The 18,648-nt window shown below is 31.0% G+C and carries 16 protein-coding genes; 5 read left to right on the forward strand and 11 right to left on the reverse strand.

Annotated elements, in window-relative coordinates:
- Positions 1-52: 52 nt before the first annotated feature.
- From flgQ to lepA, 6 genes are all read right to left on the reverse strand, one after another.
- Positions 53-502: a flagellar assembly protein FlgQ gene (gene flgQ / locus AJN69_RS06630; RefSeq protein WP_002880735.1), complete on the reverse strand. Its 450-nt coding sequence runs from the start codon at positions 500-502 to the stop codon at positions 53-55.
- On the reverse strand, positions 478-993 hold the full coding sequence (gene flgP / locus AJN69_RS06635) for a flagellar assembly lipoprotein FlgP (RefSeq protein WP_002880736.1): 516 nt from the start codon (positions 991-993) through the stop codon (positions 478-480). The genes flgQ and flgP overlap by 25 nt, the downstream gene beginning before the upstream one ends.
- Positions 994-1,059: 66 nt before the next feature.
- On the reverse strand, positions 1,060-3,648 hold the full coding sequence (gyrA, locus tag AJN69_RS06640; RefSeq protein ID WP_002880737.1) for a DNA topoisomerase (ATP-hydrolyzing) subunit A: 2,589 nt from the start codon (positions 3,646-3,648) through the stop codon (positions 1,060-1,062).
- A 40-nt stretch (positions 3,649-3,688) separates the two neighbouring features.
- Entirely contained in the window at positions 3,689-4,264 is a 576-nt protein-coding gene (locus AJN69_RS06645) for a ComF family protein (RefSeq protein WP_002880738.1), read from the reverse strand.
- Entirely contained in the window at positions 4,261-4,905 is a 645-nt protein-coding gene (gene mapA / locus AJN69_RS06650; protein WP_002880739.1) for an outer membrane lipoprotein MapA, read from the reverse strand. Before mapA ends, AJN69_RS06645 begins: the two co-directional genes overlap by 4 nt.
- A gap of 76 nt (positions 4,906-4,981) precedes the next feature.
- Positions 4,982-6,778: a translation elongation factor 4 gene (lepA, locus tag AJN69_RS06655; RefSeq protein ID WP_002880740.1), complete on the reverse strand. Its 1,797-nt coding sequence runs from the start codon at positions 6,776-6,778 to the stop codon at positions 4,982-4,984.
- A gap of 125 nt (positions 6,779-6,903) precedes the next feature.
- Between lepA and cmeD the strand changes: the two genes are divergently transcribed.
- From cmeD to cmeF, 3 genes are read left to right on the forward strand one after another with little or no spacing between them, the layout of a single operon-like run.
- The gene (gene cmeD / locus AJN69_RS06660) at positions 6,904-8,178 is read left to right on the forward strand and encodes a multidrug efflux RND transporter outer membrane subunit CmeD (protein WP_070252686.1); all 1,275 of its coding nucleotides are present in this window, start codon (positions 6,904-6,906) and stop codon (positions 8,176-8,178) included.
- The gene (gene cmeE, locus AJN69_RS06665; RefSeq protein WP_002861762.1) at positions 8,175-8,915 is read left to right on the forward strand and encodes a multidrug efflux RND transporter periplasmic adaptor subunit CmeE; all 741 of its coding nucleotides are present in this window, start codon (positions 8,175-8,177) and stop codon (positions 8,913-8,915) included. Before cmeD ends, cmeE begins: the two co-directional genes overlap by 4 nt.
- A gap of 2 nt (positions 8,916-8,917) precedes the next feature.
- Entirely contained in the window at positions 8,918-11,935 is a 3,018-nt protein-coding gene (gene cmeF / locus AJN69_RS06670) for a multidrug efflux RND transporter permease subunit CmeF (RefSeq protein WP_070288227.1), read from the forward strand.
- 23 nt (positions 11,936-11,958) lie between these two features.
- On the opposite strand, the gene AJN69_RS06675 is transcribed toward cmeF, so the two are convergent.
- The 4 genes from AJN69_RS06675 to AJN69_RS06690 are packed head-to-tail and all read right to left on the reverse strand — an operon-like array spanning position 11,959 to position 15,185.
- Positions 11,959-12,765 carry an adenylosuccinate lyase gene (locus AJN69_RS06675; protein ID WP_002861764.1) on the reverse strand — a complete coding sequence of 269 codons (807 nt, stop codon included), beginning with the start codon at positions 12,763-12,765 and terminating at the stop codon, positions 11,959-11,961.
- A complete protein-coding gene (locus AJN69_RS06680) occupies positions 12,766-13,485 on the reverse strand; it encodes an arginyltransferase (RefSeq protein WP_070210235.1) in 720 nt (239 codons plus the stop codon).
- Positions 13,485-13,736: a hypothetical protein gene (locus AJN69_RS06685; RefSeq protein ID WP_002861766.1), complete on the reverse strand. Its 252-nt coding sequence runs from the start codon at positions 13,734-13,736 to the stop codon at positions 13,485-13,487. The genes AJN69_RS06680 and AJN69_RS06685 overlap by 1 nt, the downstream gene beginning before the upstream one ends.
- 3 nt (positions 13,737-13,739) lie before the next feature.
- Complete coding sequence (locus tag AJN69_RS06690) at positions 13,740-15,185, reverse strand: acetyl-CoA carboxylase subunit A (RefSeq protein WP_002856595.1); 1,446 nt, start codon at positions 15,183-15,185, stop codon at positions 13,740-13,742.
- Positions 15,186-15,324: 139 nt separating this feature from the next.
- Here AJN69_RS06690 and ftsW point away from each other — a divergent pair, with 139 nt between their 5' ends.
- Both ftsW and murG read left to right on the forward strand, forming a co-directional pair.
- Positions 15,325-16,488, forward strand: coding sequence for a putative lipid II flippase FtsW (ftsW, locus tag AJN69_RS06695; protein WP_002853553.1), 1,164 nt, complete (start codon positions 15,325-15,327; stop codon positions 16,486-16,488).
- On the forward strand, positions 16,485-17,513 hold the full coding sequence (gene murG, locus AJN69_RS06700; RefSeq protein WP_044780234.1) for an undecaprenyldiphospho-muramoylpentapeptide beta-N-acetylglucosaminyltransferase: 1,029 nt from the start codon (positions 16,485-16,487) through the stop codon (positions 17,511-17,513). The genes ftsW and murG overlap by 4 nt, the downstream gene beginning before the upstream one ends.
- On the opposite strand, the gene AJN69_RS06705 is transcribed toward murG, so the two are convergent.
- On the reverse strand, positions 17,484-18,647 hold the full coding sequence (locus AJN69_RS06705) for an MFS transporter (protein WP_070288229.1): 1,164 nt from the start codon (positions 18,645-18,647) through the stop codon (positions 17,484-17,486). The genes murG and AJN69_RS06705 overlap by 30 nt on opposite strands.
- Position 18,648: the final 1 nt, after the last annotated feature.

Here is an 18,648-nt window from a genome sequence, read left to right on the forward strand (position 1 = left end):
AGCCTTTTAAAAAATTTCTGCTATAGTATCCAATTTGCGCTTAATTTTGAATTTACTTTTTTTTAAGATAATAAATTATCGCATTTTGTTCGCCAAATTCCACGGTAAAACGCAAGGGTAAAATTTTAACATAGGTTTCACTTTGAGCACGTAATAAGTCAGTATTAACAATATCCTTAACACTGATTTTAGCTCCTATAAAGCAATCACTTAACTCATCTTTATGAGAATTTAAAAAATTAAATTTAATTGTTTTTGGCATATTATCATCAATCAATCCTAAAGAAGTTCGAGGTAAAACTTTTAAATCTTGATCACTATAAGAAATTTCACATACCCATTGTTCTTCAACATTTTCACTTTGCGTCATTGCTAAGGATAAATTTCGATTTTGATGAAAGAGAATGAAATTTTTACTAGAAAGCTCTGCCCAAAAAATAAATTCATCTTGGGCAAAAAGCTTAAAGCTAAGAAAGATTAATAAGCAAACAATTCTTTCCACTTGTCTGCATCGATTTTAAGTTCTAAGTTTACTCTATAAAGCCCTTGATTAAAATTCTCATCAATAATACTTGCATTTTTAATCAAACCATTTACTTGCGCAGTAATAGTTGAACTTCTAAGCATTGCATCTTTTACAGTATCCTTACCATTCACTTTCACACCATAAAGCTTACTTGCAAGCTGTCTGTAAGCATCTGTAATCGCTGCTCTTTTTGCTAAAGCTAGGGCTTGAGCAGTAGAAACTGTATTCATCGGAGCAATCCCTTCACCAACTGCTGTAAAACTAAGTTCCGTTTCGCTAGCATCTGGAGCCAACATTTTTTCTTCTCTGATAATATCACGCACATCATCTTTATCGACTTTTTGCACGATAACATCTTGAGATGGAGCAGTGCTATTTGCACTTGAATTTTTAGTTGCACTGTTTACACTTGGTACACAACCAGCGAAAATTCCTGCTATTGCTAGCATAAAATAAATTTTTTTCATTTTTACACCTTCAAAATATTGTAATTAGTAAAATAAAAAGCAATAAGCGTTCCAACTTTAAACTTATTACAAATCTAAACCAAAGTTTTCATCGCTTAACTCATCCTCATCATTTTCCTCTTTAGGACACTTAGCGATGCTAACCACCTCGTCATTTTCCACGTTAACAACGATGACGCCACTTGTGTTACGCCCTGCTTTTCTAATACTTTGCATATCAACACGTATCATCTTGCCTGAACTTGTAAGAGCCATCAAATCCATAGTTTCATCTACTATAACTACGCTAATAAGATCTTTAGTTTTTTCTGTAAGTTTCATGCAAATTACACCCTTACCACCTCTGCTTTGTAATCTATATTCTCCAGCATTGGTGCGTTTTCCTATACCTTTTGCGCTTATGCTTAAAATTTCTTGCTCATCATTTTCTACAACAACTGCACCTACTAATTCGTCATTTTTCTCTTTAAACTTAATAGCCGTCACCCCACGACTTACACGGCCGATTTCACGCACTTTGGCAAGTGGGAATTTGATACACATACCTTTTTTGGTTACTGCAAAGAGCATTTTACCTTGTGTGTTTATACTTTCTTCATTTTCAAAATTTTCATCATCTAAATTTTCAATTTCTTGATTTTCTAAATTTTCTTCACCACCACTGGTAAAAATTTCATTTTCATCTCTTTGAACAATAATAGCAGTTACCAACTCATCATTTTCATCCAAGTTGATCGCTCTAACTCCTACACTTCTGATATTTTGATATTCACTCAAATTTGTACGCTTTACAATACCATTTTTAGTAAAGAAACATAAAGATTTACTCTCATCAAAATCCGTGGTTGGAATAATAGCCATGATTTTTTCTTCAGCTTGTAAATTGATAAGATTTACCACTGCTTTTCCTTTAGCCGTTCTTGAGCCTTCAGGAATTTTATAAACTTTAAGCCAATAAAGCTGTCCACGATCTGTTACAAACATAAGCGTATCATGTGTATTTGCCGTAAAGAAACTTTCTATAAAATCATCATCATAAGTCGTAACGGCTAATTTTCCTTTTCCACCTCGTTTTTGCTTTTCATATTGTTTACTAGGCACACGCTTAATATAACCGCGATGCGTAATAGTTACAACCATATTTTCATTAGGAATCAAATCTTCAATATCAATATCATCATAATCATCTTCAATTTGAGTAATACGTGGCACATCAAATTTACTTCTAATTTCTTTTAATTCATCGCGAATTAAATTTTCAAGCAAGGTTTCACTTTTTAAAATTTCTTCAAGTCTTGCAATTTCTTTCATTAATTCTGCAAGTTCATTTTCGATTTTTTCTCTTTCAAGTCCTGTTAAACGACCCAGTTTCATATCTAAAATAGCATTGGCTTGAAGCTCACTAAGACCAAATTTAGCTACCAAAGAATCTCTTGCGGTATTATTATCAGAACTGTTTTTAATTAAAGCAATCACTTCATCTATATTATCAAGTGCAATTTTAAGACCTTCTAAAATATGAGCTCTTGCTCTTGCCTTTTGAAGTTCAAAAATCGTTCTTCTAATAATAACTGTTTTTCTATGGGTTAAGAAAAGATTTAAAAGTTCTAACAAAGAGAAAATTTTAGGTTCTTTATTGTGAATTGCCAACATAATCACACCAAAAGTACTTTCCATAGTGGTAGATTTAAATAGATTATTTAAAACAATTTCACTCATAGCCTCACGTTTAAGCTCTATAACAACGCGGATTCCTTCTTTATTACTCTCATCTCTTACTTCAGATATTCCTTCAATTTGCTTTTCTTTAACAAGCTCTGCAATCTGCTCTATAAGTCTAGCTTTATTGGTTTGATAAGGAAGCTCATCTATAACAATAACATCTTTATTTGTCTTTTTTTCAATATGAGTTTTAGCGCGCACTTTCACGCGACCACGCCCTGTGCGATAAGCTTCTATAATACCTTTTTTACCATAAATTATTCCACCTGTTGGAAAATCTGGACCTTTGATAAACTGCATAATCTCTTCTAAGCTTGCATCTTTATTATCAAGCAAATATAAAATTCCATCTATCAACTCATTTAAACTATGAGGTGGGATGTTTGTCGCCATACCTACAGCTATACCACTTGAACCATTTAGTAATAAATTTGGAACCCTAGAAGGTAAAACATCAGGTTCACTTTCTGAACCATCATAATTTGGAACAAAATCGACCGTATCTTTATCTATATCTTTTAAAAGTTCATGAGAAAGTTTGCTCATTTTTGCTTCAGTATAACGCATCGCAGCAGCGCTATCGCCATCTATAGATCCAAAGTTGCCTTGTCCTGTAATACTTGGATATCTCATAGAAAAATCTTGAGCCATTCTAACCAAAGCATCATAAACTGCTGTATCTCCATGTGGGTGATAACGACCTATAACAGCACCCACTATACGGGCTGATTTGACAAAATCTGTCCTACTTTTTGCCTCGTCATTTTGCATAGCATATAAAATTCTTCTATGAACAGGCTTTAAACCATCTCTTGCGTCAGGCAAAGCACGACCTATAATAACACTCATAGAATAGTCTAAATAACTACTTTTTATAGAATTTTCTATATCTACAAGTTCAATATCAGAATCTTTGCTAAAAATATTCTCCATAAAAATCCTTCTATTAGTTCAAAGTTTTGATTATAGCATATTAAACTTTTGCATCAGCTAAAACAAGAGCAAAAAGTACAGAAATTTTATTTTCTTCTAAAACTTTTTTAGCTTCCAAAAGGCTAGAACCAGTCGTTACAATATCATCTACTAAAATTACAGGTTCGTGAATGGTTTTTAAGAGTTTGTAATTTCTTTTATGTTTTTGACGAAATTCTAAACTTTTTCCAGAATATTTAATATGATTTTGTGCTTTTAAAATATTAAAAACAGGTTTTACAAATTTTGTTTTAAGATATCTAGCTAAAATAGCAGAATGTGAATAAAGCATATCTTCAACCTTATCATCTAAAGCTATAACATTAATTGTCATTCTAGGATCAAAAAAATCTTTAAATTTTGCAAAACTTAATTTAGCAAGCATTTTATAAACGAAATAACCATAAAAATAATGTTTAGAGTGAAGCAAGTGTTGTATCTCATGGTATTTATAAAAAGAATAGACTTTGAAATTATTATCAAGCTTTCTTACATTTAAGGAAAATTCAGAAAGCTCTAGCTCACATAAATCACAAAAGCAAAGCAGAGCAAAAGCTCCGCAATTTATACACCTCAAAGTTCAGAGATTAAACTAGCTGCTTTATTTGCCATTTGTTTTATTAACAAATGAGTATAAAAAGTTGTTTCTTTTAGATCATCGAAACCTTGTACATCTTGCTTGGTGCGGATTGTAAATTTCTTATTTTTGTTTATATCGCTAACTTGTAAAACTCCTACTAGTTTTGAATGTAATCCTGTAGTATCTTGAGTTGCTCCATAAGATATAAATTCTAAATCAATCTTACTCACATAAGGTGAATTTTGATCGTTATTGTCAAGCACAACTATTCCTCTAGCTTCAAGTTCTTGTTTTAAATAAGTATAAAATACCGCATTAAAATTCACATCAACAAATAACTTTTTCCCTTTAGCATTTAAAACTTTTTGTCCTTCTTTTAAATCATAAAATCTATGCAAATAAACCTTTTTTAAAGCAATACCAGTGTCTAAAGTGCGTTTATTGGCACAACATTGAATTCCAACATCGCTAATGTATAAAAGCCCTTTAATCTTTGCTTCAAAGCCATCAGGACTTTCGCAAGAACTGCATTGAGAATTTCTAGAAATTTGATTAACTTGAGCAAAAGTATCTTGTTTAGTTGCACAAGCACTCAAAAATAAAATAGGCGCTATAAAAATCAAAAATTTTTTAAACATTTTTTCTCCTTAGAAAATTATTTTAAAATTGTATTAAAAATACAAGCAAATTTCAAGCCAAGTTTTAAATTTATCATCAATCTATCTTTAAAACACTCAAAAAAGCTTCTTGAGGTAAATTTACCTTACCTATAGCTTTCATTCTTTTTTTACCTTCTTTTTGCTTTTCTAAAAGCTTTCTTTTTCTAGTAATATCCCCACCATAGCATTTTGCTGTCACATTTTTACCCATGGATTTAACAGTCTCCCTTGCGATGATTTTATTTCCAATACTTGCTTGAATGGCCACTTCAAAAAGCTGTCTAGGAACTATTTCTTTCATAGCGCTAACAAGCTCTCTTCCTTTACCTTGTGCTTTCTCATTAGGCACGATAATGCTTAGCGCATCAACATTTTCACCCGCCACTTTAATATCAAGTTTTACCAAATCCCCTACTCTAAATTCTATAGGTTCATAATCAAAACTCGCATAGCCTTTTGTTAAGGACTTTAATTTATCATAAAAATCCATCACAATCTCATTTAAAGGTACATCATATTCTAGCAAAACACGCTCAGGTGTGATATAGTCCATTTTAACCTGCACTCCTCTTTTGCGATTTAAAAGAGTGATTAAATTCCCTAAAAATTCACTTGGAGTAATGATAGTGGCTTTAACATAAGGCTCTTTTATATGATCGATTTTATTAACAGGAGGAAGCTCGCTAGGATTTTGAATTTTAACAAGTTCTCCATCGGTTTGATAAATTTCATAAGTCACAGTTGGAGCTGTAGCAATTAAATCAAGATTAAATTCTCTTTCAAGTCTTTCTTTGATCACTTCCATGTGTAAAAGTCCTAAAAACCCTACCCTAAAACCAAAGCCTAAAGCCAAAGAAGTTTCAGGCTCATAGGTAATAGAACTATCGTTAAGTTTTAGCTTATCTAAAGCATCTCTTAAATCTTCAAATTTATCCGTTTCTATAGGATAAAGTCCTGCAAAGACAAAAGCTTTAGCCTTTTCAAAACCGCCTATGGCTTCTTTAGCCTTGTTTTTTACTAAAGTAATAGTATCGCCTACTTGTACATCACCTACAGTTTTAAGCCCTAAAACCACCACGCCTACTTCACCTGATTGTAAAGATTGAGTTTTAATTGGGCTTAAAGGATGAGGATAAAAAAGATCTTGAACTATATGTTTTTTATCCGTACTCATGACTAAAACTTCATCATTTTTAGCAATACTTCCTTCATAAATCCTAACTAAAGCCAAAGCACCCAAATAATTATCAAACCAAGAATCATAAATTAAAGCCTTAGTAGGAGCTTCATCATCTGTTTTTGGTGCAGGGATTTTAGTAATAATTGTTTCTATAAGCTCTTTTATACCCACTCCTGTTTTTGCACTCACGCAAATGGCGTCTTTACAATCTATACCTATAATATGCTCGATTTCATGCTTGACTTTTTCAATATCAGCATTAGGCAAATCGATTTTATTAATCACAGGAATGATTTCAAGATTATTTTCAAGCGCTATATAAACATTAGCTATAGTCTGTGCTTCAACACCTTGAGAAGCATCTACTACAAGTAAAGCCCCTTCACAACTTGCCAAAGAACGACTCACTTCATAAGAAAAATCCACATGGCCAGGAGTATCAATAAGATTTAAAACAAAATTTTCGTTATTAAATTTATAATTTAAACGCACCGATTGTGCTTTTATAGTGATACCACGCTCTTTTTCTATATCCATAGTATCCATAACTTGTGAACTCATCTGCCTATCACTAATAGCACCACACTCGCTAATAATCCTATCTGCAAGAGTAGATTTTCCATGATCTATATGAGCTATAATAGAAAAATTTCTAATATTTTTTACCGACAAAATTTCATCCTAAATATAAAATTTTAAAGCTAGGATTTTAACAAAATTTATGTTTAAAACAAATAAATTTTATTTTATATAAAAAACTTCAATTGAAATTTATATAAAGCATACTAAAATATCAAATGTTTGAAAAATATTTAAAATCAGCTATATTTTTAGCTCTTTATCCCTTAGCAATGTTAGCTTCTAATTTGCACGAATTTATAGCACTAAGTCAAAATAATGAATCCTATCTCATTAAACAAATTCAAATCGAACAAGCTAAACTTACAAGTAAAGAAGCTTTTAGAAATTACCTACCCTCTCTTAGTCTAAACTCAGCTTATGTAGCCAATAATAAAGATCGCTTCATTATCGATCCACAAGAAAGTTTATTTGCTAAAGTCTCTCTTAATTTTTTGCTTTTTGATGGGGGTGCTAGAGAGGCCAATTTAAGGGCTTTAGAAAGCAAAGAAAAATTAAGCCTTTTAGACAAAGAACAAAATAAAAATTACCTTGCCCTAAATGCAATCACACTTTATTTTAACACCTTAAGTCTTGAAAAAATTTTACTAGCCAATCAACAAAAAGTAGCTTTTTTAAAATCAACTTTTGAAAGATTGCAAAAATTTTACGATGCAGGACTTAGCCCTAAAGATGAACTTGAAAGCATTAAAGCCAAATATCATTTAAGCTTATTAGAGCTCAGTCAAAATGAATTAAAACTTGCCAATATACAAAAAGAGATTAAAATTTTAAGCAATACAGATTTTAAAGTGCAAGGGAATGCTTTTTTAGAAAATCCGCAACAAGAAAAAAGTCAAAACTATGAAGTAATGATAGCTAAAGAACAAATCAATCTTGCTAAAGAAAGTGTAAATTTAGCAAAAGCTGAATATTTTCCAAAATTTTATATTCAAGATAATTTTAACTTTTATAAAAACAATTATAATCCAAAAGTTCCAGCTCCTTTTGTAAACTTAGCAGATCAATTCTTAGAAAAATATTCTCAAGGTAATCAGTTTATTTTAGGTATGGAATGGAAAATTTTTGATTTCAATGCAAGGGCTAAAGAAGTTGAAAAAGAGCGTTTAAACGTTCAAATAGCCAATGCAAATGCAAGATTTAGTGAGAGAAAAAATAAAGAAGAATTAAATTATTTAGACAAAAGTTTAAAAGTTTTACAAGAACAAATTTTAGCTCTTAATCTTAGCTTAAATGCTGCAAATTTAGCTTTTGAAAGTGTAGATAAAAAATACCAAGCAGGACTTGTTTCTTATGTGGAATATCTTCAAGCTTTAGAGGCTAAATTTAAAGCACAAAGCGATTTAGAGCTTGCTAAAAATGAATTTGAAATTACTAAAGCAAATTATTATTTTAATGCAGGTATAGATCTTAATTCAAAGGTTAAAGAATGAAAAAAATTCTATTTTTACTTCTTGCTTTTAATTGCGCCTTTGGCGAAGAAATTTATGCAAGTTTCAATGTAGAAGCATCAAAACAAAGCAAACTTGCCCTTGAAAGCATAGGTTTAGTTCAAAAAATTCCTGTAGAAATTGGACAAAAAGTCAGCAAAGGAGAACTTTTACTTGCTCTTGATCAAGAAAGTGAAAAAATAGCTCTTCAAAATGCCCAAAATTCTTATCAACTTGCTCTTGTAGAATACGAAAATACCAAAAGCAAAATGCAAAAAATCAAAGCTGTAGAAAATGTTATAGACAAACAAAGCTATGAAGATATGAAAGCTAAGTTTGATGCAGCTAATTTAAATTTAAACAAAGCAAAAATCAATATAGCTTATTATAAAAATATCATGACAAAAAAAGAATTGCGTGCACCTTATGATGCTATTATCGCAAATAAATTTATACAAGTGGGTGAAGGAGTAGGAGGAGTAGCTCAACCTTTGATAGAAATTTTTTCCTATCCACAAAGCAAACTGATTTTAAGTTTTGATGAAAAATACAAAGATAAAGTTAAATTAGGCGATGATTTCTTTTATAAAATCGATCAAAATGGTACAGAATTTAAAGGAAAAATCAGCCTTATCTATCCAAGTATAGAAGTAAAAACAAGAAAAATTTATGCTGAAGTGCAAACTACAAATTTAACACCAGGGCTTTTTGGCGAAGGTAGAATCATCACTAAAGATTAAAAATGTTTAAACTAGCTATAAACCGACCAATTACTGTGCTAATGTTTTTCTTAGCTCTTATGATTTTTGGGCTAATCTCTGCTTTTAGCATGAGTGTAAATTTATTTCCTAATGTTTCCATACCTCTTATAAAAATCACAAGCAAGGTAAATGGAGATTTAAATTTCGTAGAATCAAAAATCACCAAAGAAATAGAAAATGCTCTAAGTGAGATTGATGGAGTAAAGACCATAACCTCAGCTGCGTATGATAATTTTAGTGTGAGTGTAGTGGAGTTTAAACTGGGTAAAAATCTTGAAGTAGCTGCTAATGATGTGCGTGATAAAATAGGAACTTTAAGCCTACCTTCTAAGCCTGAAATTGAAAAAATCAGTTCAGATTCTGGTTCTGCTATTTCGCTTTTTTTATATTCTAAAGATAAATTACAACTCATGCGTGAAATCAATGATAAAATAAAACCTTTTTTGCAAAGAGTTGAAGGAGTAGGTAAAATCGAGGCTAAGGGGTTTTTAGAACCCCAAATTCGCATAGAATTAAAACCAAATGAACTTAGAAAATACAATCTTAATGCTCTTGATGTAGCAAATATTATCAAAAGTCAAAATTTTAAACAAGCCCTTGGCGAACTTAATAACAATCAAGATAACTATATCATCAAAGGCTATTTTGAAGCCACAAATTTAGAAGAACTTAGCAATCTTCGCATAAAAACAGGGGTATTTTTAAGCGATATTGCTAATATTTCAAGCCTTTATGAAGATGAAAAACAAAGTGCTTTATACGAAGGTAAAGAAGGGGTGCTTTTAGAACTCGGAAAAATCACAAATTATAATACCCTTGAAATGATTAAAAATGTCAAAAATGCCTTGCCTATTTTAGAAAAACAAATTCCAAAAGATATAAGTATTAATGTGCTTTACGATAAAAGCTTAAATATCCACAAGCACCTTTCTCAAGTGATTTTTGATATGGTTTTGGGAATTTTTCTAACCCTTGTAATTGTATTTTTATTTTTAAGAAATTTAAGTGCAACTCTCATTGCTTGCATAGCTATACCTACTTCTATCATTTCAACTTTTTTTATTATCGATCTTTTAGGCTATGATTTAAACCGCTTAACTTTCATAGCTTTAACCTTAAGCATAGGAATTTTTATCGATGATGCTATAGTAGTGATTGAAAATATCGCTAAAAAACTAAAAACTTATCCGCCTTTACAAGCTGCTTTTTTAGGTATCAATGAAATAGGTTTTAGCGTTTTAAGCATCAGTATAGTTTTACTTTGTGTTTTTATCCCTATTTCTTATATGAACTCTATACCAGGGCTTTTTTTCAATGCCTTAGGCATAAGCGTTGCAAGTGGGATAGTGATAAGCTTTTTGGTTTCTGTATTTTTAATACCTAGTATTGGAGCAAGATTTTTAAATCCAAAAGAAAGCAAGTTTTATGAAAAAACAGAAGCTTTTTTTGAAAAAATAGAGCAAAAGTATGAAAATTTACTCTATAAAATTTTACAAAATAAAGCAAAATTTATCCTAGCCACTCTTGTTTTTGTAGGGCTTTCTTTTGCTTTAGCTACTCGCATAGGGCTTGATTTTTTACCTATGGAAGATGATAGCGAAATTCAAGTTTTACTTGAAAGCAAAAAGGATTTAAGTTTAGAATCCATGAAAGAAAAAAGTTTAAATTTGCTTGAAAAAATCAAAAATGATAGCAATGTCAAATACGCTTTTTTACTTGTAGGCTATGATGATGCCAAAGATGCTACAAAGGCTAAAATTTATGTTAAACTTAAAAATTTAGACGAAAGAAATTTAAGACAAAGTGCTATAGTAAGTTTATATCGTCAAAAATTTCAAGATGAAAGTTTAAAAATCAAAATTTTAGAACTTCCAAAGATAGAGGGTGCAGGCATTGATGATCCCGTGCAGTTTTTAATCTTAGGAGATGATTTAAACACTCTAAAAGAAGCTGCTTCTCGAGCAAAAGAAATTTTGGGCACTAATGCACGCATTGTAGATATAAGCGACAATGCTAATGCTACAAAAGATGAAGTAGCCTTACGCATCAACAAAGAAAAAGCTAAACTTTTAGATGTCAATCCTGAATATATCGCTGGGGTTTTAGGGTATTCTTTTTCGCAACTTAGCGTAGGAAGTATGGATAGAGGCAATTCAAAAGATGATATTATCCTAAGTTTTGCTCCAGAATTTAAAAAAAACATAGAAGCTTTAAAACGCATTAGTATTAAAAACAACCAAGGTGTAAATTTAGAACTTTCAAGCGTGGTGGATTTTATATACAGTAAGGATTTAAAAACTATCAATCGTTACAATAAAAACCGCTCTGTGAAAATCACAGCTGGAGTAAATGATCTTTCCTTAGGAGCGGTGCAAAAACTTTTACTAGATAATATGGATAAAATTTTAAATAATAATGCAAGTCTTAGCTATGCTTTTTCAGGCTTTATCAATCTTTTAGGTGAAACCGTGCAAGGTTTTGCTATGGCAGTAGTACTTGCTTTTGTTTTAATTTATCTTGTTTTAGCCGCACTTTATGAAAGTTTTATTCTGCCTTTAATCATCATGATAACCATGCCTTTAGCCTTTGGCGGAGCTTCTATAGGACTTTTTATCACAGGGCATAATTTTTCGCTTTTTGTACTTATTGCCATCATCTTACTTTTTGGTATGGTGGGGAAAAATGCTATTTTACTTGTGGATGTGGCCAATAAAAAATGCCATGAAGGTTTAGATCCTGATAAAGCTCTTTTAATCGCTGGAAAATCACGCTTAAGGGCTATATTGATGACAACTTTTGCTATGATTTTTGCCATGCTCCCACTCGCTCTTTCAAGGGGTGCGGGCTATGAAGCTAATTCTCCTATGGCAATAGCCATTATCTTTGGACTTATAAGTTCGACCTTGCTTACCTTACTCGTAGTACCTGCACTTTTTAAATTTTGTTTTAAGCTAGATAGCAAATTAAGAAAAATTTATGAGAGAGAAAAATTAAATTAACCAAAATGATTAATTTAATTTTTTTAAGTATTATTCTTATAAAGTGCTTTTAAGTTATCATAGGCAATTTGTATTTTTTCAAACTGTTCTCTTGCGTAAGCTTTTTCTATTGCACTTTTTCCTTGATGAAAATCAGGATGATAAAGTTTTACCAAAATCAAATATTTTTGTCTGATTTCACTAAGATCATTTTGCGGAGTACATTCTAAAGTATTAAAATAATTACTAAAAAGCTTAGCTAAAGCATTAAATTTCCATTTCATATTTTCTTTATTGTGAATATTTTGGCGAAATTTTTTATACTCTTCTCGGTCAACTTCAAAATTCACGCAATATTTTAAATGCTCGCTCTCATCTGCAAAAGCTTCAAAAAGTTCAAGAGTATTCTCGTTTTTATATTCTAAAATTAGAATATTTGTCATTTCATTATATTCTATATTATGATCTTGAAAATAATTTCTTATATAGGTAACAAATAATTTTTCATTAGAGCTTAACTTCATCAAAATTCTACCCGCAGCAAAATCAATCTTGATAAACAACATAGGCTTAAGCATATTATTTTGCTCAAAATTTAATCTAAAAGTTTTAAAATGAGCATCTTGTAAATTCTCTATACCTTCATTTGTACTTTTGCGATATTTTTGATCTAAAACTTTTAAGAAATAACGACGCTGTGGAATTTCATTTTCTTCAAAAAAAGAAAAAATTTTATTTTTTCGTCCTATGACCTTTGTGAAATTTTTGGTAATCAAGTCTTTAAAATACTGAAATACGCTAATATCATCTGTATTAACATTGATAGTTTCTAAAGTTTGCACGATTTGCATCTATTTCTCCCATAAAACCTCATTTTCAAAAAGCTCTTTAGTGCCTTTTAAAATTTCATTGGGTGTATAATCGGCTTTATAAGATAAAGATTGACACTTTTTTACAAAATACCCAAGATAAATATAATCTAAGTTCATTTTTTTAGCTATTTGTATTTCATTGAGCAAAGAAAATTTACCCAAAGAAAAATACGAAAAATCAGGATCATAAAAACAATAAATGCTTGAAATTCCATCCTCTAAAATATCAATCAAATCAACACAAACGAGCTTATCTTCTATATAAAATGCAAGCTCATATCCAAAATTCATAAAACCATCGACATAAAGATTATAATACTGCTTAAAGCTTAAATCATAACGCTTCCAGTTCTTTTTTTCTTCCATAAAACGATGGTATTTATCATATAAAAACAAATGTTCATTGCTTAAATTGGGTGTTCTAAGCATAACTTTGGTGTTAATATTTTTATTTACAACCCTTCTTTCACTTCTTGAAAAATTATATTCATTAACTAAAATTCTAAGACTTAAACATTCATCACAATCTTTACAAATAGGGCGTGAAAAATACCTACCAAAACGACGCCAACCTCGTTTTATTAGCCCATTATTGATTTCTTTAGGGCAATTTTCAATGTATTTATACTCTATTCTTGAGCGTTTATCTTTTAAGTAAGGACACTGATCTTCAAGAGTACAAAAACCAATCTCAAGCATTAAATTTTCTTAATATCTGCATTTTTGATAAATTCGGAAAATTCATCCTGTAGTTTTTCTTGCTTTAAGAAAATTTCTTGCATTTCCTTATCTATGTTTGTTTCTTGATTTTTTTCGCGAATATCTTTAGCTAGTTTTTCTAAATTTTTTACGCTTGCCCCACTCTTGCTTGATTTCTTTGCTAATTTTGGGGTATTGGTGTTAGCTTGCATTTCTTTTTTAATACTTTTAAGACTGTCTAAAAAATCCATCTATTATTCTCTACTTTCTCGTATTTTTTTAAGCGTAGCAGCTATTGCAGCTATAACTTCTTCTTTATTTTCTTGATGACGATCTTCTGTTTTTTCTAATAATTCTTGCATATGTGTTTCTATGAAAGAGGTGTCTAAATACCCTCTTCTAAATTCTCTTGTTTTTGTAATAGCGATTAAAAATGGTATTGTTGTTCTAATATCATCAATCACAAATTCCTTCAAAGCACGCTCAAGTTTATTAACCGCTAAATCATAACTTGTTGCTTTAATAATAAGCTTTGCAAGCATGGAATCATAATAAGGCGGTACAGTATAGTCTTTATAAATATGACTATCAACCCTAACAGATGGTCCAAGAGCTGGGTAGTATTCTCCTATTTTTCCAGGACTTGGAATAAAATTTTTCCATACATTTTCAGCAGTAATTCTAGCTTCAATAGCAAAACCCCTAGGTTTAATATCGCTTTGTTCTAAGTCCAAAATTTCTCCTGCTGCAATACGAATTTGTCTTACAATAAGGTCAATACCTGTAATTTCTTCAGTAATTGGATGTTCAACTTGAATTCTTGTATTCATTTCCATAAAATAAAAGCGATTATAATCATCAAGCAAAAACTCTATAGTTCCAGCATTTGTATAACCTACAGCCTTAGCAGCTGCCACAGCTGTAACACCCATGGTTTTTCTAAGATTATCTGAAATTCCAGGGCAAGGTGCTATCTCAATTACCTTTTGATGTCTTCTTTGGATAGAACAATCCCTTTCACAAAGATGGATAATATTTCCGTAGTTATCTCCTAAAATTTGAAATTCTATATGCCTAGGATTAACTACATATTTTTCCATAAATACTTCATCATTATTAAAGTATGTTAAAGCTTCTCTTTTGCAAGATTCAAAGGCATTTTCAAGATCTTGTTCTTTATGAACAACGCGAATTCCGCGTCCACCTCCACCACCTGAAGCTTTTAAAATAACAGGATAACCAATCTTCTCAGCAAAAATTTTAATTTCTTCCATGCTATAGGAATTTAATTTTTCAGTCCCTGGAACAATAGGTATGCCATTTTTAGCCATTAACTTACGAGCGATATTTTTATTTCCCATCTTATGGATTACTTCAGATTTTGGACCTATAAAAATAATTCCAGCATCTTCACAAGCCTTAGCAAATTCGTAATTCTCACTTAAAAATCCATAACCAGGATGGATCGCATCAGCACCACAAGCCTTAGCAATCTCGACAATACGAGCAACATCTAAATATCCTCTTATAGCATCCGTTCCTATGCGATAAGCCTCATCTGCGATTTTTACATGCAAACATTCACGATCAGGCTCTGTAAAAACTGCAACACTTTTAATATGTAAATCTCTACAAGCACGGATTACTCTAACAGCTATTTCAGCTCTATTTGCTATGAGAATTTTATGGATTTGATTCATAATTTGCCTTTTTTATTATATTTTTATTGTTAATTTTAGCAAATTTTCCTTACAAAAACTTAGCAAAAAATTTAATTTATTTTAGTTATAATAAAACTTTTTAAAATTTTAATTCCAATAAAGAAAAGTTATAATTATAATGGTTGCTGATAAAAGATTATTTTATTTAAGTTGTATTTTAATCACCATAGGAATAGTATTTTCATACTCTCTTACAGCTTTTACTGTTCTTTTTCTTGACTATAGCGAGTTTCATTTTTTTATTCGTCAGCTTTTTTTTGGAATTAGTGGCATACTTATAATGTTTTTTATTTCTCGATTGGATCCTGATAAGGCACTTTCTAAAAAAATTATTTTAGCTATTTTGATTATTTCTTTTATCTTTATTATCATTTTACCATTTTTACCTTCTGCATTAGCAACAGCTAGCGGAGGAGCTAAACGCTGGATACGCTTAGGCCCACTCTCTATCTCTCCTGTGGAATTTTTTAAAATAGGATTGATTTATTTTTTAGCATGGAGCTATACAAGGCGTATTGATGATAGCAAAAAAGCTATCAGACACGAGGCTTTAATTCTTCTACCTTATTGCATCTTAGCTTCTATAGTTATAGGATATATTTATATCACTCAAAACGATTTAGGACAAAGCGTAATTTCTTTCTTTTTGATTCTAGCTTTAGCTTTTTTTGCAGGAGCTAGTAAAAGGCTTTTTGCTTTTGGAACTTTAATCATTATGATGATAGGTATAATGGTAATTTTTAGCAACCAAAGAAGAATTCAAAGAATCGCTTCTTGGTGGGGGAATATACAAGATGCTTTTTTACCTATGCTTCCTGATTGGCTAGCAAATGCTTTGAGAGTAAGTAGCAACAGCGAACCTTATCAGATTTCGCACTCTTTAAATGCTATAGCCCATGGAGGAATGTTTGGTGAAGGCCTAGGACTTGGAACTTTTAAATTAGGCTTTTTAAGTGAAGTGCATACTGACTTTGTTCTTTCAGGAATTACTGAAGAAATAGGACTCTTAGGTCTTGGAGTTATTTGCTATATTTATCTTTGGATGATTTTAAGAATTTTTAGAATTGCAGGAAGATGCGAAGCTAAACAAGATTTTATTTTTTGTTCAGGCATAGCCTTACTTTTACTTTTTTCTTTCTTTATGAATGCTTTTGGTATTATTTCTCTTACTCCACTAAAAGGTGTAGCGGTTCCACTTTTAAGCTATGGAGGAAGTTCAATGTGGGCAATTTGCATAGGCATAGGATATGTATTAATGATTTCAAAAAAGGTTAAATTATGACAATAGCTTTAACAGGTGGCGGAACTGGAGGGCATTTAGCCATAGTGCGTTGCTTATTAGAAAGTGCGATTAAAAAAAATATAGAATGTGTATACATAGGCAGTCAAAATGGTCAAGATAAAGCTTGGTTTGAAAATGAAGTATGCTTTAAGGAAAAATTTTTTTTAAGCTCTAAAGGAGTGGTTAATCAAAGCAAATTTGGCAAAATCAGTTCTTTGCTCCACACCTTAAAACTCTCCAAAGATTGTAGAGAAATTTTTAAAAAATACCACATCCAAGCCGTTTTTAGTGTAGGTGGATATAGTGCAGCTCCTGCATCTTTTGCGGCTTTATTCTCACATTTGCCTCTTTTTATACACGAGCAAAATTCAAAAAGTGGCTCTTTGAATATGCTTTTAAAACCTTTCGCTACAAAATTTTTTAGCGCCTTTGAAAAAGAATTCAGCCCTTATCCTGTGGCAAATAAATTTTTTGATAATGCTAGGACTCGCACAGAATTAAAAAATATTATTTTCCTAGGAGGATCACAAGGAGCTAGCTTTATAAACGAACTAGCTTTAAATCTCGCCCCAAAGCTTCAAGAGCAAAACATCAAAATCATCCATCAATGCGGAAAAAATGATTTTGAAAAATGCAAAAAACACTACCAAAGCTTAAATATCCAAGCTGATGTTTTTGACTTTAGTTCAAATTTGGAAGAAAAAATGAAAAATGCAGATCTAGCTATATCAAGAGCAGGTGCAAGTACCCTTTTTGAACTTTGCGCCAACACCTTGCCTGCTATTTTCATACCTTATCCTTATGCAGCTAAAAATCATCAATACTTTAATGCTAAATTTTTACAAGATCAAGCTTTATGTCAAATTTTCACGCAAGATTCGATCAATCTTGATGATTTTTTAAAAGCAATGTTAAAACTTAACTTAGAAGATATTTCTACAAGATTGCAAAATATAGCACAAAAAAATGGTGGGGATATTTTACTAGAAAAAGCACTATCTGATAACTTGGCTTTTATAAGATAAATATCCAAAGATATTTACCAAAACCCCTACAAAAATCAACATCAAAATAGCAAGTGAAAAATTCTCAAATTTATCATGTAAAAAGCCTATAATCCACTGCCCTTGTGCTGCGATTAAATATCCAAAACCTTGAGCTAAAGCAGAAAGCTTTGCTGCTACTTGGGTATTTGAACTTTTTTGAGCGATAAAAAGCAATGCAATGCCAAAAACTCCACCCCATGGAAAACCCATGATAAAAGCACTAATGATAATAGAAGTTTTACTATCAAAAACAAAAAGCATACCAAAAGCGATCACATACATACTGCACAAACCTGCTATGTAAAAAGTATGTAAATTTTGTCTTAATTTTCCTAAAAGTAAAGGGCCAAAAAGAGACACTGGAGCTGCAACAAGTTGAGCAAATAAAACCATACTTGTAGAAAATTCTTTATCAAATCCTTTTTCTACAACAATTTGAACATACCAAAAAAACAAAGAATAAGCTAAAAAACTTTGAAATCCCATAAAAAGAGTAATTTTCCAAGTTGTTAAATTTGTAAAAAGATTGATTTTTTTATAAGCTTTTTTCTTAATGCGAAAAAATCTACCATTTTTAGCTTGAGGATAGTAAACTACTAAAGCTACAAAAGAAAAAATAGCCCAGAAAAACATAGCTCCAGCTAAATCAAATACACTAAGCAAAGGTATAGCTAAAGCAATACCCATAATCGAAGAAATACTCAAAACAAGACTATAAATTCCCATTATACTTGCGATTTTTTTTGGAAATTTTTCTTTAATAAAACTAGGAAGTAAAACATTTGCAATTGCTATACCACAGCCCATTGCTAACATTCCTAAAAATAAGCCATATACACCAAAATAAGAACGAATAATTTCGCCTAAAAAAATTAAAAAAATTCCAAAAACAATAGCACGAATAGGAGAAAAATACCCCACAATAAAAGAAATACTTCCAAAAGCTATCAAAGGAAGACTTGTAAGTATGCCCGCTACGGTTGAGTTTAAATAATACTTATCTTTAATAATATCAATAATAGGGCCCACTGCAGTAATTGGGGCTCTAAGATTAAAAGCTACAATAATAACAATAATAACATTAATCCAAAATATCTTTTTAAAAGAAGCCATA

The sequence above is a fragment of the Campylobacter sp. BCW_4338 genome, from assembly GCF_001763255.1.
In the GTDB taxonomy this organism is placed as follows: domain Bacteria; phylum Campylobacterota; class Campylobacteria; order Campylobacterales; family Campylobacteraceae; genus Campylobacter_D; species Campylobacter_D jejuni.

Coding starts and splice junctions, on each gene's coding strand:
- flgP (WP_002880736.1), bottom strand. CDS start 993: ATGAAAAAAATTTATTTTATGCTAGCAATAGCAGGAATTTTCGCTGGT.
- gyrA (WP_002880737.1), bottom strand. CDS start 3,648: ATGGAGAATATTTTTAGCAAAGATTCTGATATTGAACTTGTAGATATA.
- mapA (WP_002880739.1), bottom strand. CDS start 4,905: ATGTTTAAAAAATTTTTGATTTTTATAGCGCCTATTTTATTTTTGAGT.
- cmeD (WP_070252686.1), top strand. CDS start 6,904: ATGTTTGAAAAATATTTAAAATCAGCTATATTTTTAGCTCTTTATCCC.
- cmeE (WP_002861762.1), top strand. CDS start 8,175: ATGAAAAAAATTCTATTTTTACTTCTTGCTTTTAATTGCGCCTTTGGC.
- cmeF (WP_070288227.1), top strand. CDS start 8,918: ATGTTTAAACTAGCTATAAACCGACCAATTACTGTGCTAATGTTTTTC.
- AJN69_RS06675 (WP_002861764.1), bottom strand. CDS start 12,765: ATGCAAATCGTGCAAACTTTAGAAACTATCAATGTTAATACAGATGAT.
- AJN69_RS06680 (WP_070210235.1), bottom strand. CDS start 13,485: ATGCTTGAGATTGGTTTTTGTACTCTTGAAGATCAGTGTCCTTACTTA.
- AJN69_RS06685 (WP_002861766.1), bottom strand. CDS start 13,736: ATGGATTTTTTAGACAGTCTTAAAAGTATTAAAAAAGAAATGCAAGCT.
- AJN69_RS06690 (WP_002856595.1), bottom strand. CDS start 15,185: ATGAATCAAATCCATAAAATTCTCATAGCAAATAGAGCTGAAATAGCT.
- ftsW (WP_002853553.1), top strand. CDS start 15,325: ATGGTTGCTGATAAAAGATTATTTTATTTAAGTTGTATTTTAATCACC.
- murG (WP_044780234.1), top strand. CDS start 16,485: ATGACAATAGCTTTAACAGGTGGCGGAACTGGAGGGCATTTAGCCATA.
- AJN69_RS06705 (WP_070288229.1), bottom strand. CDS start 18,647: ATGGCTTCTTTTAAAAAGATATTTTGGATTAATGTTATTATTGTTATT.